This window comes from Bacillus sp. FSL W7-1582, from assembly GCF_038593325.1.
GTDB classification, from domain to species: domain Bacteria; phylum Bacillota; class Bacilli; order Bacillales; family Bacillaceae; genus Bacillus; species Bacillus altitudinis.
The window spans coordinates 2783486-2797897 of the sequence record NZ_CP151987.1; the positions used below are offsets into that span (position 1 = coordinate 2783486).

16 protein-coding genes are annotated in these 14412 nt (G+C 42.3%); 1 reads left to right on the forward strand and 15 read right to left on the reverse strand.

Annotated elements, in window-relative coordinates:
• Nucleotides 1-2: 2 nt before the first annotated feature.
• From NSQ11_RS14430 to NSQ11_RS14445, 4 genes are read right to left on the reverse strand one after another with little or no spacing between them, the layout of a single operon-like run.
• Complete coding sequence (locus NSQ11_RS14430) at nt 3-671, reverse strand: LysM peptidoglycan-binding domain-containing protein (RefSeq protein WP_342501138.1); 669 nt, start codon at nt 669-671, stop codon at nt 3-5.
• Nucleotides 664-4686, reverse strand: coding sequence for a transglycosylase SLT domain-containing protein (locus NSQ11_RS14435; protein WP_342501139.1), 4023 nt, complete (start codon nt 4684-4686; stop codon nt 664-666). The genes NSQ11_RS14430 and NSQ11_RS14435 overlap by 8 nt, the downstream gene beginning before the upstream one ends.
• Before the next feature lie 55 nt (nt 4687-4741).
• Entirely contained in the window at nt 4742-4879 is a 138-nt protein-coding gene (locus tag NSQ11_RS14440; protein ID WP_008344097.1) for a hypothetical protein, read from the reverse strand.
• A 41-nt stretch (nt 4880-4920) separates the two neighbouring features.
• A complete protein-coding gene (locus NSQ11_RS14445; protein ID WP_008344099.1) occupies nt 4921-5361 on the reverse strand; it encodes a phage portal protein in 441 nt (146 codons plus the stop codon).
• 183 nt (nt 5362-5544) lie between these two features.
• Here NSQ11_RS14445 and NSQ11_RS14450 point away from each other — a divergent pair, with 183 nt between their 5' ends.
• Nucleotides 5545-5601, forward strand: coding sequence for a putative holin-like toxin (locus NSQ11_RS14450; protein WP_229200408.1), 57 nt, complete (start codon nt 5545-5547; stop codon nt 5599-5601).
• Nucleotides 5602-5878: 277 nt separating this feature from the next.
• On the opposite strand, the gene NSQ11_RS14455 is transcribed toward NSQ11_RS14450, so the two are convergent.
• Genes NSQ11_RS14455 through NSQ11_RS14505 form a run of 11 tightly spaced genes read right to left on the reverse strand, consistent with a single transcriptional unit; the run spans nt 5879 to nt 14405 of the window.
• Nucleotides 5879-6322 carry a phage tail tube protein gene (locus NSQ11_RS14455; protein ID WP_003213309.1) on the reverse strand — a complete coding sequence of 148 codons (444 nt, stop codon included), beginning with the start codon at nt 6320-6322 and terminating at the stop codon, nt 5879-5881.
• 1 nt (nt 6323) lies between these two features.
• Nucleotides 6324-7670, reverse strand: a complete 1347-nt coding sequence (locus tag NSQ11_RS14460) for a phage tail sheath family protein (RefSeq protein ID WP_342501140.1) — start codon at nt 7668-7670, stop codon at nt 6324-6326.
• A gap of 3 nt (nt 7671-7673) precedes the next feature.
• Nucleotides 7674-7886 (reverse strand): hypothetical protein, encoded by a 213-nt coding sequence (locus NSQ11_RS14465; protein ID WP_008344108.1) that lies wholly within the window; start codon nt 7884-7886, stop codon nt 7674-7676.
• The gene (locus NSQ11_RS14470) at nt 7873-8328 is read right to left on the reverse strand and encodes a DUF6838 family protein (RefSeq protein ID WP_041091933.1); all 456 of its coding nucleotides are present in this window, start codon (nt 8326-8328) and stop codon (nt 7873-7875) included. The genes NSQ11_RS14465 and NSQ11_RS14470 overlap by 14 nt, the downstream gene beginning before the upstream one ends.
• 4 nt (nt 8329-8332) lie before the next feature.
• A complete protein-coding gene (locus tag NSQ11_RS14475) occupies nt 8333-8830 on the reverse strand; it encodes an HK97 gp10 family phage protein (protein WP_025207873.1) in 498 nt (165 codons plus the stop codon).
• Nucleotides 8827-9183 carry a YqbH/XkdH family protein gene (locus NSQ11_RS14480; protein WP_017358987.1) on the reverse strand — a complete coding sequence of 119 codons (357 nt, stop codon included), beginning with the start codon at nt 9181-9183 and terminating at the stop codon, nt 8827-8829. Before NSQ11_RS14480 ends, NSQ11_RS14475 begins: the two co-directional genes overlap by 4 nt.
• Nucleotides 9180-9563, reverse strand: a complete 384-nt coding sequence (locus NSQ11_RS14485; RefSeq protein ID WP_007500574.1) for a DUF3199 family protein — start codon at nt 9561-9563, stop codon at nt 9180-9182. The genes NSQ11_RS14480 and NSQ11_RS14485 overlap by 4 nt, the downstream gene beginning before the upstream one ends.
• Nucleotides 9564-9576: 13 nt before the next feature.
• Nucleotides 9577-10500 carry a phage major capsid protein gene (locus NSQ11_RS14490; protein ID WP_135009764.1) on the reverse strand — a complete coding sequence of 308 codons (924 nt, stop codon included), beginning with the start codon at nt 10498-10500 and terminating at the stop codon, nt 9577-9579.
• Between the two features lie 22 nt (nt 10501-10522).
• Nucleotides 10523-11614: an XkdF-like putative serine protease domain-containing protein gene (locus NSQ11_RS14495; protein ID WP_116306115.1), complete on the reverse strand. Its 1092-nt coding sequence runs from the start codon at nt 11612-11614 to the stop codon at nt 10523-10525.
• Nucleotides 11615-11649: 35 nt separating this feature from the next.
• Complete coding sequence (locus NSQ11_RS14500; protein WP_116306117.1) at nt 11650-13107, reverse strand: phage portal protein; 1458 nt, start codon at nt 13105-13107, stop codon at nt 11650-11652.
• Entirely contained in the window at nt 13104-14405 is a 1302-nt protein-coding gene (locus tag NSQ11_RS14505) for a PBSX family phage terminase large subunit (protein WP_160758062.1), read from the reverse strand. Before NSQ11_RS14505 ends, NSQ11_RS14500 begins: the two co-directional genes overlap by 4 nt.
• Nucleotides 14406-14412: the final 7 nt, after the last annotated feature.

Here is a 14412-nt window from a genome sequence, read left to right on the forward strand (position 1 = left end):
CCCTATTGTGGTATTTTCAATTTTTGCCCTGGAAAAATCCAATATCCCGGCTGTTTAATATTGAGTTTACTTCGTTTGATCATCGCTGCTTTATTGGCATTCCAAATACGCCGCCATTTTGTACTATCGCCATAAAAACGGCCTGAAATGGCCCAAAGAGTATCTCCTTTTTTAACAGTGTACAATTTTGGTGGTGTTTTTGAGGGTCTTTTCTTTTTGGTTTGTTTCGCTTTTTTCTTTCGTTTGATTTTCCTAGGCGATGCGGTTTTATATTCCTTTAACTCGATCGTAAATTCACGATCACCTATGTCATAAGGCCCTTCCTTGTGAGTGAAGCTCTCAATGCTGCACGTCATATTGATTTTAGTCCCTGTCACAATCAGTCGCACAGACTTCTTTGAACGCATCATTCGTTCAATTTTCGCTATTGCATTCTCTGGTGATGGAATGCTTTTATATTCAGCAATTGGCGAATATTTCTTAGGAAATAATGAGGTGAATGATACTTGTTTAGCCGATGGTACATCAATAAAAGTCAGTTCTCCAAAGGAGGAGACCTTCACCGTTTCATTTTGTACGTTATTTGTGATCTCAAGTTCGGATGGAAGCACAGGGAATCGCAACTTCTCCTTGCCTTGGGAAATCCACAATTGATACACTGATTTACCCATCGATCACGACCCCTTTCGTTCCTGTCTGAAGCTCTACTTCCAGTTCGTCTACAAGCATTTGTCTAATTTTTTCGACAAGCGATTGCTGATCCTGTCCATTATGGAAATGCTGATCACCATTGAACTGGATGGTGATTTGTTTGTTGCCTGACGTTGTTGCAGTCCCAGCTGACTGTGCTGAGGTGACTTGCTGCATCTGTGATTCTGGTAAAGGAGCAGATGCATTTGATGGATCATAGACTTGCATCCCAAGTGCCTTGGCTGCCTGCGTCAATAAATATCTCCCGCGAATGCCTCTTTCTTCTGGAATAATCCATTCGCGTTTGTTTCCTTCACCGACTCTAGCTACCTGCTCCTGAGTAATCAGACCGCCATTGGCGTAGCCTTTATAAGGACCACCTCTTCTCATACTCCGTAATCCCGGTGTATTGAAGACTGTTCCATACCTGCCCTTAATGTAGTTAATGGCTGCTACGGCATTATGAATTGGGTTCCAAATATCATTCATGCCCTTGCCTTTATTGGAATGGAAGGTCGGTCCAATGGTTTGCATTAACCCTTTAGAAGGCGTTCCCTTCTTGGCGTTGGAATCCCACAAGTTGATGGCTTTCGGGTTTCCATTTGATTCGTGCTGAGCGATTGTCATAAGACCTGGAAGCCAGCTCATCGATGTACCAGTGGCCATCAGAGCTGCCATGAGCCATTGCTGAACACTAAGACCTGAAGCACCCATACCGCTGAACGCTCCGATTAATGAACCCGCTTGATTTTCAGCAAACTTTTTCACATCAACTGAATCGAGCCCTTTGACGACACCAATCGATGCGAATTTCCCTAGACTCATCATGACACGTGAAGGAGAATGAATGTCTAGTTCTTCTCTAAACGCCTGTTCCACTTTCTTCGCCATTTCTTTGGCAGCTTGTGTGACTTCACTTGCTTTTGAACGCATGCCGCTATTGAAGGCATCGATCATTCCTGAACCCCATCCTGGTGATTCTTGTTTGGCTTGCAGGAATGGTTGTTTGACGTGTTGGTCTACGTATTGGCTTGTGCCAATTGATGTGGCATTTTGACCTGTTGCAAAGCCACTAACAGTTCCAGAACCCCAAGTTGGTGATGCTGTCATCACTTGTTGGTATGGTGCTTTTACACGACTTTGCAAAAAGCTATCAGTTCCTGTTGGTGTCATTTGCTGGCCAGTAGCAAATGCCGATACCGTTTGTTGTCCGTACTTTCCTGAATCTGATGTCATTTGATTAAATGGCTGCTGAATGTTTTTTTGCTTCCATTGATCAAGTGAAACCACCTTTTGATTCAGCCCTTGTTCAAAATCATGATTAAATTGCTCACCTATGCTGGCAGATTGGATGTTTCCATTCATTGAAACCGTTCCACCAATTGAACCGGCAGAAGCAGTTGGAGCTGCTGGAGCATTTGGCGTTATTGGAGCTGGAGAGCTAGAAACTGGACTTGCTGCTCCGCTGCTGCTTGGCACAACAGACATTCCAAGATGAGAAGCAGCTTGTGCAAGCAACATCTTCCCACGGCCCCGGTTATTTTGAGTTGGAATGACAAATTCGTTACCCGCTTCACCAATCCATGATAAGGTAGGTTGGGTGATATAGCCGCCTGTTGCATTATTATCAGGTTTTTTCTTTCCAACGATCCAATTTATTACAACATCTACAATACCGCCTGCTTTTTCAAAAATCTTTTGGACCCAACCAAATGCTGCAGAAAAACCATCACTTATGGCACCAGCCACTTTTACGATCGGTGTCTGAATATTATCTTTAAACCATTTGGATAATCCATTCCATATATCTGTCACCACTTTATACGCTTCTTCAAACTTCTTACCAATGCTATCTTTGATGGTTCCAACCGTTTCTACAAGTGGATTCCATACATTGTTCATAAACCAAGAGGATACTGCTCCAAAAATTGATTGAATGGTTTTCCACGCATTTGATAATGCTGTCCAAATCCCAGTAGCGACTGTAACAACTGTGCTGCTTAGCGGTGTCCACACATTCTCAATAAACCAGCCTGCTACTGCACTGAATGTTTCTTGTATCCACGTCCAGGCATTGACTAGACTTGTCCAGATCGTGGTTGCTACTGTAACGACTGTGTCGCTTAGCGGTGTCCAGACATTTTCGATAAACCAGCCCGCAACTGCACTGAATGTTTCTTGTATCCATGTCCAGGCATTGACTAGACTTGTCCAAATCGTGGTTGCTACTGTAACGACTGTACCACTTAGTGGTGTCCAGACGTTTTCGATAAACCAGCCTGCGACTGCACTGAATGTTTCTTGTATCCATGTCCAGGCATTGACTAGACTTGTCCAGATCGTGGTTGCTACCGTGCCAACCGTGCTGCTTAATGGTGTCCACACATTTTGGATAAACCAGTCTGCGACTGTAGACCACACTTCAACAATTTGATCTTTGATTTCAATGGCTTTTTGGCCAATCTTCTCAAATCCACCGCCATCAAACCATTTTCCAATTGTTTCACCGATAGATTCTCCGCCCATACTGCCAGCGATGCCGCCTACTAGGCCGCCGATGGCTGTGCCTACTCCTGGTACTATACTTCCAATAGCTGCACCTGCTGCTGCACCTGCCATCCCTCCGGCGATGCCGCCTCCAGTCGCACCGATCTTTTCACCAGCATTCTCTTTTTTCATACCAATTAGATTTGTTGCACTAAGTACACTGCCTAAAATAGGTACTTTCTTTAATAATTTGCCGCTCCCTTTACCGATATTTTTCAACGCATCCCCTAATTTACTTGGAGGTCTTCTATTCATTTCGGTTCTTGTTGTGGCATTTGGATTTCTAGGTTGTCTTGGTGATTGACCATTTCTATTTTTGGTTTTAGTAGATCCTCCCCTGCTTAAACCTCTTGCACAACAAGGACAACAACTATTGCGAAACAAACCTTTACCACCTCGCGGCTTAGATTTCTTATTGGGAGCTGAATTTGATGGTGTGGATGTTGGTGCTGTTGTTGGTGCCGTTGTTGGTGCCGTTGTTGGCGCTGTTGTCGGCGCTGTTGTTGGCGCTGTTGTTGGCGCTGTTGTTGGCGCTGTTGTTGGCGCTGTTGTTGGCGCTGGAGTGCTACTTCCATTCGATTGATCACCTGCACCAAAGAGACGATCAAATACATTGGTCACCAATTCATCTAGTTTTTTTTCAGGATTAAATTTAATCTTCTCTTTTATTCTTCCGATCACATCTTGCTTGTACTCTTCCATTTTATTTTCAACCCAAGGAAGTGCCTTTTCGTCCCAAAACTTTCTAGGACTTAATTTTTCTTTCAGCTTGTCTGCAACATCACCTGCATATTTTTGAATTTCATTTAACCCTTTATTAGCAAGGCTCTGGAGCCAACCCTGTTTAGGTTCATCCGTTTTAACTGGCGGACTAACAGCCTCAGGTTCTTTTTTTATATTTTGTTCTTTCACAACTGACTCTGCCTGATCTCGTTTTTTCAACTTACTCTTTGCATTGTCTTGAACAGACACTCTTATCTCATGTTTAGCCATTGTCAAGCTTTTGAGTGTCTTTTTGATTCGTTGAATGGCAGCGGTGGCTTGGTCAACCATGTTTAATCTCATATAGTACGTTCTGTTCATGAGCTGAAGGATTGATTTTTTGATTGATGACATTTTTCCTGACAACTGATCATTCAGTTTGAACGTCAGCAGGATTGGACTTGCTTGTGATTGTTTCAAGCGATCTATACTGGATTTAATGACATCTAGTCCTTTTGCTTGAATCGATATGACCATCTGTTTCGGTATCATGTTCAGCTGGTTTGTTAATGATTTGAGATCACGATAGATTCCTTGATCTAGCTTCATGGACAATACAGAAAACCTTCTCATCGATAAATTGAGGTTCCTTAGCTTCTTTTCATCCATTTCCAGGCTTATTTTCACCGGTTTTCTAAATGGTTTGAGCTGCTTCTCAAACGTTTGAAAACGTTTTTGAATGCGCAACAGCTTCTTTGATACTTTGTCTTCTAATTCAAATCGTGCAGTGAGCTTCGCCAGTTTATTTCCCTCCTTTCTTTGCTTCTTTTTCTAGCATATCGAGCTTGTAGCTGATGAGTCCGAATAAGAATGCCTTAAATTGTCTTGGTGCTTCGTATAAATCGAGAAGTTCTGATGGGGAATAGTGAAGCTCATGCATGGCGTAATATAAAAACACTGCTTCCTTATCCCCATCTTTTATTAGTTTTTTGCTGCATCTTCTAAATCTTCAATTTCGTCTTCAAATCCGTTGATTTCAATGGCTTTGTTTAACCAGTTTGCGTATTCACCGCCGACAGATAAAACACGTTTTGCAACTTCAACTGGATCTTGTGTGCTGTAGGCTTCTCTTAATTCCTTTGAGCGGAAATCTGGATAAATCGTCGATTCAATGGCAATTCGTGCGTAGAAGCGCTGGCTGTCTAAGTCTTTCACACGGCCTCTGCCTTTGACATTTTTGAACGTTGTGTTTTCTTTTTCCAGTTCATCAATACGTTCCGTAGTAATCGCTTTGAAGACAAAAGGAATGACATTCCCTTTTTTATCAACAAAACGCTTAGAAATTGGTACTTTGACCTCTTCTGCTTCTACTGTTTGTCCTGGCATAAAAAATGAAAGATCAAATGTTTGTTTTTCGCTCATGTTTAAAAACTCCCTTTTGTTTGTTTTTTGAATACAAAAAAGCACATCCATTTTTGAATGTGCTTTCCAATCTTTTCATGTATAATATAACTCGTACAATTGAACGGCTTGCTCAAGGGTGTCTGGCTCATCCCCGATAGGAAGGGGGTGATGCTCATGTCAACGTTCCAAGCGATTTCCCTAATGCTTTTATTCGGGATGTTTATCCTTGCTTTGTTGACGTATATAAACAAAAAATAGACTCCCCCTTGAGCTTTGGTAGGTGAAAGGGAAAGTCTATCCTTAAAACTATCTAATTGATAAGCCAGCCCCTTGAAGGGCCTCATTGTACATTGCCGGGATGTTAGCGCATCCTGGCTTCTTTTTATTGTATGCAAATCGCTTTGCATGTAAACATCATTTTGTGTGTTATTGAATGCCATGTGCATTACAAATGCATTCATTTTTCATTACATTTGCATTATAGCATATTTGGTTTTTATTTAGCTAATTAATTAGCTAATTTCCTCCACATTTCTTAGAAAGAATTCTTCAGCTTTTCAGGCAGATCAAAGTCTTCGAATGTAAATGGAACTTCTTCTTCAAGTGCCTCTGAATCGACATCTAGTCCAGCAATTTTAGCTGAATCAAAGTTGACATCGAATAATGTCACACGCTCTGTGCCTCGGCCTGATGATTTATCATCAATTACCGCTTGAAGAGTGAAATAAGGATCTTCCCCTTTTTTCACATAGTTGAGCATAAGTTGAACGAAACGTGACGTAACTTTATAGAATGTTGCCGTTCCTGTTCCGTTTGCCCCTGTTGTTTTATGACCAGTCATTCGGCGGCCCATCACATTCACTTCTGATTTATTTTTCTCCACGTTTGCTTCAAACGTTTTGATAAAGGCAAGCTCCTCACCTTCTAAGAAAAGACGACCTTCTTTACCTGAGATTGTATTTTGCGCTTTAAAAGCCATCTTACTTCACCTCCACATTGAAATAGAATTTTTCTGCTGCGTCTACTGGCTGTACTGCTAAATCGATGATAAATCCATCACGATCTTCATTGAGGCCAATGACGATATCTGTTTCTGAGTTAAAGCCTGTAATGCCGCTTCCATCTTGAAGTTGTGTGAGATACTGTGTAATCAGTGTTTTCACAAGCTGCACACCGTCGTCTGATGCTGGAATGTCATTGCCATTGGCTTTGCGTAATTTAATCAAATTTTTCAGTTCAAATGTTAAATCATTGTTGATTGCATCTAGCACACGGATGATTTTGTTTTTCGCCATTTGCTGGTTCTTTTCAACCGTGAAGCTTGTCAAAGAGTTAATATCTTTTTCAACGCTCACCGTGCGGTCTCTTGCATCGAAAGTGAAAAGAAACTCTCCTTGTGATAAACGGTATTCTACTTGATCATTATCAAGACGCTCTAATGTATCGACTGCGCCTTCGTATTCAACAAAGGTCAGTGACTGATTAAAATTCGCTCCTGCACTTGCTCCTGCGACCCAAGCTGTTGTTTGAGCAGGCGCGAGTTCTGTTCCGTCTTCTAAAACAACACCGCTTGTGACATTGATGATTCCTTCTTGATCAGCTGCATAGTTAGCCACAACGCCTTGTACCTTACGTCCTTGTTTATCACGTAAACGCTCAATAAATGACGCGAATGTTGCTTTTAATTGCTCACTATTATCGACTGGGAGTGCAATGACATCAAAGTATTCCGTTTCAGCTGCTTCTAGGAAAGCTGTATAATCTGCGACACTTGCCACACCGTTTTTCCCGCCGCTTAAAGCCGCGCCAGCAGTAATGACCGCTTCGCCTTCACCAGAAAATTGAACGTATTTGTTTTTCACAAGATCTTTGACATCTGTGACCACCTGTTTATCGACAATATCTGTTCCAAGATAGGTGATGACGTCACGTTTTGTGCTGTCGAGTACATTTTCTGCCACTTGAATGGTGATCTCATTTCCTTTTTGACCACCATAATTGGCTGTGACCACAAAGTTTTCTGCAATTTCCGCTTTGGCTGGCTCTCCTTCGTTTAAACGATAAAGTAGAACCGTTTGCGCTTTTTTCTTCGCTTCACGGAAAAGAAGAAGTGACTTATCATCAATGTTAAGCCCGACCTTTTTATTTAAGTCTTCCATATCGGAAACGGAAATAAAGGTTTTTGGTTCTCCCCAGCTCATGACAAGAGGAAGTGCAACTGTTCCTCGCTCGCCTAAAGTAATTCGCTGCTCTGCTGTTGTTTTAAAATTAAAGTAAATGCCAGGACGCTTTTTCTCTGTACCTGGTGTAAAAGTGCCTCCGTTCATCCTTTAAACCTCCTTGGACAAAAAAGCATCGATGTGCTTCTTTGCTTCTGTTTTTGTAATTGGTTGATGTTTGATATAAAAAAGAGCACCTTCAAGGATTTCTGGTTTTACCCCAAAAAGATCCTTGCTGTGCTCTTTTAAGGCTTCAAATGAAAAGCCAAATTCTTTTTCTTCGCCCGCTGTTTGGTCGAGCTGTGTTTTTTTAGTCTTGCTCACGTTTGATCACCCCATCTGAAAAATTGATATCTTCTAGGCTTGGCTGTTTATCTCGGTTGTACCAATAGCTGCTATCCCACGTCAGGACAATCGCTGCTACACCTTGATCTATGATTCTTGTTTCCACTCTTTTTATGCGGACATAATCATCCAGCACCTCTCCATCTTCACTGATCATCTGAATGATTTGACGATCAGCAAGCAATGCATCGACGACTGTTTCCGCCGCATCATGCGCTTTTTCTGTATCCATATGAAACACTTTCACTTGCAGCGAATAAGATTTCATAAAAGTAGACACTGTATCTGGACCACTAATGACAGTCACTGGCGGCACATAAACAGATGGCACTTGGAAACGCTCTGGCAGAAGACGATCATACATTTTCACAGGAAAGTGTGTGTATATATAATGCATGATTGCCCCGACTTCTTGATTCATTCCATCACCTCCCAAAATGTCGATCGATCCAGCTTTGAAGCTTTCGATCCAGCGAGTGTTCAAACATTTGTTCATAGAGCATGACGGCATGATCCCAGTACCCATTTCCTTCAATCCATTGAGATGAAAGCATCATGCCAGTACTGGCATTCGGATCATATTCAAAGCGGCTGCCGTTCCATCTGCCAGGCACCCATCTTCGTTCTCCATTTGAAGAAATGGCATGTCCATCATTCACGTAAGAGGCATAATCAAGCTGTGTCCCTACTTCTAGCGTGAGCCCGCCTCGGGAAGTGAGAAAGTGATTCTCCTTGTCACCTTTTTGAAAGGAATTGAGGAGACGGCCTGTATCAACAGCCTTTTCTTTGATGATTTCATCTTGAATGATGTCTAAAAACTGTAAGCCCATTTCCTGTAACCACTCTTGATATTGCGCCGTTAAGCCGCCACTATTTGCCTGTTGGAGCTGGGATAGCAGCCGGTCAAGTCCATCAATTTTCATAGGTTTTCCTTTCTGACGGCCATCACTTCCATGTGATGATTTTTCACTCTTTTTGGCTGCTGCAACTTAAGTGAGATGCCGTTCCACACCATTTTGTCATGCAAACGAATGTCGCTTGCTAAAGGGAAATGGACGAGATAGGACTGATAGATGACTGTATTCGGTTCTTCTTGCACGAGTGACTGGCTTTTTTCTACAACATAGCAAGCCACATCTCTCATACTTGGTGTATCAGGATAAGTGAGGTCCGTCTGCAGATCTCCTGCTGGTATACCAAATTTGCCGCGGACTGCCCCCTCATTCTCTAAGTGAAAAAGATCACAGCGATCCGTTAATAGAGAATCATAACTCATAATGATCTCACCTTTAAATTGGCGCTGCCGCCAGTTAATGAAGGTTCAATATAATCAACAAGAAGGGCATACACATAAGGTCTGCCTTTCACTTTGTCCGCTGCCTTTGCATATGAATAATCACCCATTTTTTCTGAAGTCAAGCCTTTCATCATGGATTCGTCATCATTCAGCATGGCAAAATACTGGGCCATTTTTAATAAGGCGATCCTTGCTTTTTCAGGAATGGGCTGATATTTTTCATGTGTAAAATCGTGCCCGACCATTTGAAATACCGCTGCTTCTGCTTCAATAATATCTGCCGCTAGTCTCTCTACAGAACGATTTTTCACGCGATCAAATACAGAATAGGCTTGTAGTTCCTCAGCAGAAATGATCATAGCCTGCTGTCACCTACTCTTTCACTTTCATGACTTTGGCTACAGCATCCTCTTCCTCAAATTTGCTGTCGAGCTTCGCTGTCAGAACAATGATAAACTTACGGCTGCGAATATCTTTTTCTACTTCAATACGAATATTGCGAGAAAATCCTACGATAATATTTTTCGGATGTGTCAGTAAAATATCTGATACGTCTGTTCCTTCTTCATCATATGGCTGCATATTGGCAAGACCTTTGACCGGAACACCGAATGCAGAAGAAAGTCCGCCTTGAATCGCCGCATCTCCGAGACCTGTCTGACGGTTTGCTACTTGGTCTTTCCACTCGACCTCTAAACTTGGGGATGTATAAAAACGGAAATCCTGAGGTACACGTAAATATTTTGACGGCATCGCTTTGTAGGCTTGTTTGAACATTTGACGGCTAATTTCCGCTCCATTCGCATCGACAATATGAGAAACTGTCTGTTTTCGTACGCCATCCATTTGAGCTAAAAATGGATCTTGTGATGTTGTATCACCGTTGACGATCAATTCTTCAATATCGACTGCCGCTCGTTCCGCCAGCATTTGCATAATGGTCTGCTGAATCCCGTCTTTTTCAATGTTGTTTTCAATGCTGTCGTACGTCATATGAATCTCAGCAATGACTTCTTTTGCATTGAGCTGAACAGTGCTTGTCGCTGGGACAACACGGTCTTTTGCATCAAGCGCTTTGCCTTCTTCTGCTGGGCGTAAAATGCGCTGACCGAAGCCGATTTTTTCGATTTTTTGTGAATCACTTTCCATTGGAATGATACGTGCATCATTTAAAACGGTTGGTGTATTTTGCATCATTCTAATGAATGTGTTGGATTGGGCTGCGTTCATGAGACCGCCTGTTTTTAAGCTGGCAAGTGTCATTTCAGCCTTGCGAATCAACTCTTGATTTCTCACACTTTTTCCTCCTTATTTAGGCTTATAGTAAGCCATCCCATATGGGCTTTGTCATATCATTTTGTGTATCGTGATTTGTTTGTTTAGAAATGCCCCGCGCTTTTTCAAGCATGTGTATCCGCTCTGAAATAGGCAGTAGCTGTTGCTGAAGCACTTCCTGAATCGCTGCTTTTTCTCTGCCTGCTGATTTCTCTAAGGAAGAGAGCTGATGACGAATTGGCGCAACCACTTGCTCCAGCACTTTTTGTACAGGTTCTTCTTCACCTGTTTGATCTGTCCCTTGTTTATCCGCTTGTTGTAAAACGTTGTCGATGGCCATTTTTGCTTTTTCTAGTTCGCGTACTTGATCAGTCGTTAATCCGGCATCTTGCTTTTGAACGGATGCTGGTCTTTCGCCAATCGTTTGGAGGACATCATTTGTTTTCAACACATCCTGCACAATTGGAATCAATTGTTCAAGTGCCGCTCTTACGCTAGATTCATCACCATCACTTGACTGCAACGTTTCCAGCAGATGATCTAAAACGCTCCAAAATTGTTGTGGCATATTTGCACCTTCCTCTTTCAAAAAGAAATTTTTCAGCAAAGAAAAAAGCCCTCTCTCGTTCGTTTCTTGAGATAGGAGCTGATCGTGTTCCTCTATTGCGATGATGTCTGCTGTTCCAGCCATTGAGTAGCCTGTAATGTGGCCTTGCTGAATTTGGTCCCAAATATCTTGTGATGCCTTTGTCACAAGTACCCAAGATCCTTTTTGAATCAGCTCCCCGCCTACTTCAAAATCCGCTGGGGCAATGTATGATTCGACGACTTCGCCAACACCGTCTTGAAAATCATGCTGTTTATCAATGTGACGGGCATCTTTCATAAAACCGTGTGCTGCTCTTTCAATTTCTTTGGCCGACATAAAGTCTTGATGTGCATCAGGTGTATTCGGTTCATACACGACGCCATATACGAGGCGATGCGCGTCCTCTGCCTTCGTCAGGACACTGACTTCTTTTTGAAAGTCAGGCTGCTTTTTCTTTGCTTTCATCAAGAAAAATTTCTTTTGGTTGGCGGCCCTGTCTACATAGGAAACATGCGTAATTTTTGCGTTTTTTAATTCCCTTGGCATATGTTCACCCCCTTTCAAAAAAAGCTCACGTCCTTTTATTTCTCTAGCCCGTTTGGCTCAGATGGAGACAGCCCATCAGCTGTTTTTATGCGGCTTTCTAAAGGTCGGTGGTAGAATTCTTCCGGCCATTCCTCTAACGTCTTGCCAAGAATACGCCCCGCAAGATCTCGTAAATCATTTGGCGATACTGCCCCAGCCTGAATAAATGGTGTCAGAACCTTCGCTATCTCTAACGGATCTCTAAAGTCAGGGCCATTTAATAGAAAGCGGACATGCCATATATCTAAATCCGGGAGAAAAAGAGTATTGAGTTTCCCTGTAATAAGATGCCGCTCTGGCTGAAATACTTGCTCCTCCGTTGTTTTTCGCGCGGTATCTGCTGTAGCCTTGTTATAATCTTGTGACTCTCCTGTGTAAATAGGCGGCAGACGAAAAGCGGAGCGGATTTTGTTTCTCGTCTTTTCATCGTATTCTAAAAAGAGCGCATCCTCTTGTAGGATTTCCGCCAAGGATTTAAAGTTCACTTTGACATTTGATACATCTTCTTCACCTGTTAATCCTTTTTCTGTCGGAAGCCCTTCTACTTCAAGCAATAAAAACTTATGCGCATGGTCAGAGCCTTCAATATCATCCATATAATCTTGTAGCTGCTGATAAGAAGTCTCTGACAGCATGCCATTTTCGACAATGATGGCACCAGGTACATGCCGTCCTTGCTTAAAATAAAGATAATTCAGCTCTTCTGCTTTTCGTGCGCCATACATATTGACGATGTTGCCAATCCAGCGGGGAATCCCATACGTCCCACTGCCAATTTTAAAATGAATGACTTCTGTTGCTTGAAGCGGTTCTGGTGTAGCATCATCGTACTTGCCTGTTTCACAATTTAATATGCGCGGATCACCATACTCCTTGAAAAAGACTTTCTTCTCATTGATGACCTGCACATATTTTCGGAATCGTTTCTTGCGATTCATCGTCTTTAATTCGCCGTTTTCTGTAAAGCGGAATTCGACGTCGACTGGCTCACTCAGTTTGCAAATGCGGATATGGAGTGCATCCAAATACTCGATTCCTGCCGGCTTTCCTTGTCCATCCCGCAGCACCTCTAAAAAGCCATTTCCTGTTTTCTCCCGGTCTTCTAAGACATAACCAAGAATCACGTCAGCAGACTCATCATAGTTCATGTATTTCGTAAACTCTTCGAGTCTTGTCCATTCCTTCTCGGCTGTCTTCTTTTTGACCGGTTTCACATCTTCCGCATTAAAATCAAAGGCGTATTCCACCCCAAGGCCAAAGCCTAAAATGTTTGTTCGATACGCATCTATACATTGCTGAAGAATCGTTGAGTATTCTGCCATGCTTTTTAATTCATTGATATGGTAGGGCGGGGGGACAATGTCATCTTTTTCGTATGAAAATTCATCCTCATACATTTGTTTTGTATGATCAGACATGTTGGCCTTCATAATCGTTGCTTTTAATTGTTTCATTGTATGGACCTCCTCTCTCGGTTTGGACGGACACGCTCTGAAGCAGTCTGTTTCAAATCGGTCACCTCATAATCATCTAGCGCATACCAAATGGCGGATAATGTGTGTGGATCGATTTGAAATTCATCTTCCTCTAAGCGGCCGTTCTTATCTGCCTTATAGGTTAGTGATTGAAGTTCATAGATGGTATAAGGGCAAGCATCGGAACAAATGATTTTCTTAAATCGTTTGATTTTCTTTGTATATTGCAAACGTGACCCTTGGAACTTATGAGCAGCGACCATTTGAAATCCGCGCTGCCGAAAATAGTGAATCGTTTTAGGCTCTGCTGCATCTGCCTTAATCAGTTCCTTTGATTCAACAAATTCTTTCAGATCAACAGCTGTTTCATCATCCGTTTTCCCGCGGTCGTAATATTCCCAATAAATATATAAGTACTTTTTTTCATGATCGACAGCTAACCGAATGAGCGCATTGTAGGATTCGACAAATCCAAAATCCATCCCCGCCCGTTTCAGCGGTCTTTCAATCTGCCCGATCGCTTCTAATACGTCAGCATGCTGTCTGACCTCAAATTGCGGAAACACTTTTGTGCCATTGATACCGAAGTATCCCTTCCTTGCAATTCGATAAAGATCTGGATCGTATTCTTTCAGCTCATCCAGCTGCTTGACATAGCTTTTAGGAAGAAATAGATTGTCTTCTGCTGTTGAGTGGTGATAGTACGTATCTTTTATCACGATGGTTCGCTGTTTGTATAAGGTTTCGTCATCAAGGACAAAACGTTTCAGCTGCTCATCTCGAAAGAAATGTCTGTACGTCCAATTATCCTGACCAACGGGATTCGTCGATAACATCATATAAAGAGGTAAAACCGGATGTCTCAGCCTTCCAAGCAGTTCTTTAAACCCTTCATAAGAAACCTCGGAACACTCCTCAATCCAAATAATTGAGATGTTGTTGATCGACTTCAATTTCTCAGGCTTGTCCAGTCCTTTAAATAAAATGCTGCTCCCATTGCGAAAAGTGAGAGCAAGCGGTGAACTGCGGCACTTTACTAGATGATCGATGCCAAGATCGCTGACGATTTCTTGTAAAAGAGAATAGGTCGACTCCCGGTGCGTATCATACACTTCTCGAATGACAAGTGCTGTCCGTTTTTCCTCAAGCAGCTTTAAGATCAGCTTTAAAGCAATGTGATAGCTTTTGGATGAGCCATAGCCGCCTACTAAAAACTGAAACTTTTGATTCCAATCGAACAAAAAGTGTTCAAAGTGAGGATTGACTTCTTTTTCAATCAACGGC

Coding starts and splice junctions, on each gene's coding strand:
- NSQ11_RS14475 (WP_025207873.1), bottom strand. CDS start 8,830: ATGAAAATTGATGGACTTGACCGGCTGCTATCCCAGCTCCAACAGGCA.
- NSQ11_RS14445 (WP_008344099.1), bottom strand. CDS start 5,361: ATGAGCGAAAAACAAACATTTGATCTTTCATTTTTTATGCCAGGACAA.
- NSQ11_RS14430 (WP_342501138.1), bottom strand. CDS start 671: ATGGGTAAATCAGTGTATCAATTGTGGATTTCCCAAGGCAAGGAGAAG.
- NSQ11_RS14455 (WP_003213309.1), bottom strand. CDS start 6,322: ATGGCTTTTAAAGCGCAAAATACAATCTCAGGTAAAGAAGGTCGTCTT.
- NSQ11_RS14470 (WP_041091933.1), bottom strand. CDS start 8,328: ATGAATCAAGAAGTCGGGGCAATCATGCATTATATATACACACACTTT.
- NSQ11_RS14460 (WP_342501140.1), bottom strand. CDS start 7,670: ATGAACGGAGGCACTTTTACACCAGGTACAGAGAAAAAGCGTCCTGGC.
- NSQ11_RS14440 (WP_008344097.1), bottom strand. CDS start 4,879: ATGCATGAGCTTCACTATTCCCCATCAGAACTTCTCGATTTATACGAA.
- NSQ11_RS14500 (WP_116306117.1), bottom strand. CDS start 13,107: ATGAAACAATTAAAAGCAACGATTATGAAGGCCAACATGTCTGATCAT.
- NSQ11_RS14485 (WP_007500574.1), bottom strand. CDS start 9,563: ATGATCATTTCTGCTGAGGAACTACAAGCCTATTCTGTATTTGATCGC.
- NSQ11_RS14480 (WP_017358987.1), bottom strand. CDS start 9,183: ATGAGTTATGATTCTCTATTAACGGATCGCTGTGATCTTTTTCACTTA.
- NSQ11_RS14495 (WP_116306115.1), bottom strand. CDS start 11,614: ATGCCAAGGGAATTAAAAAACGCAAAAATTACGCATGTTTCCTATGTA.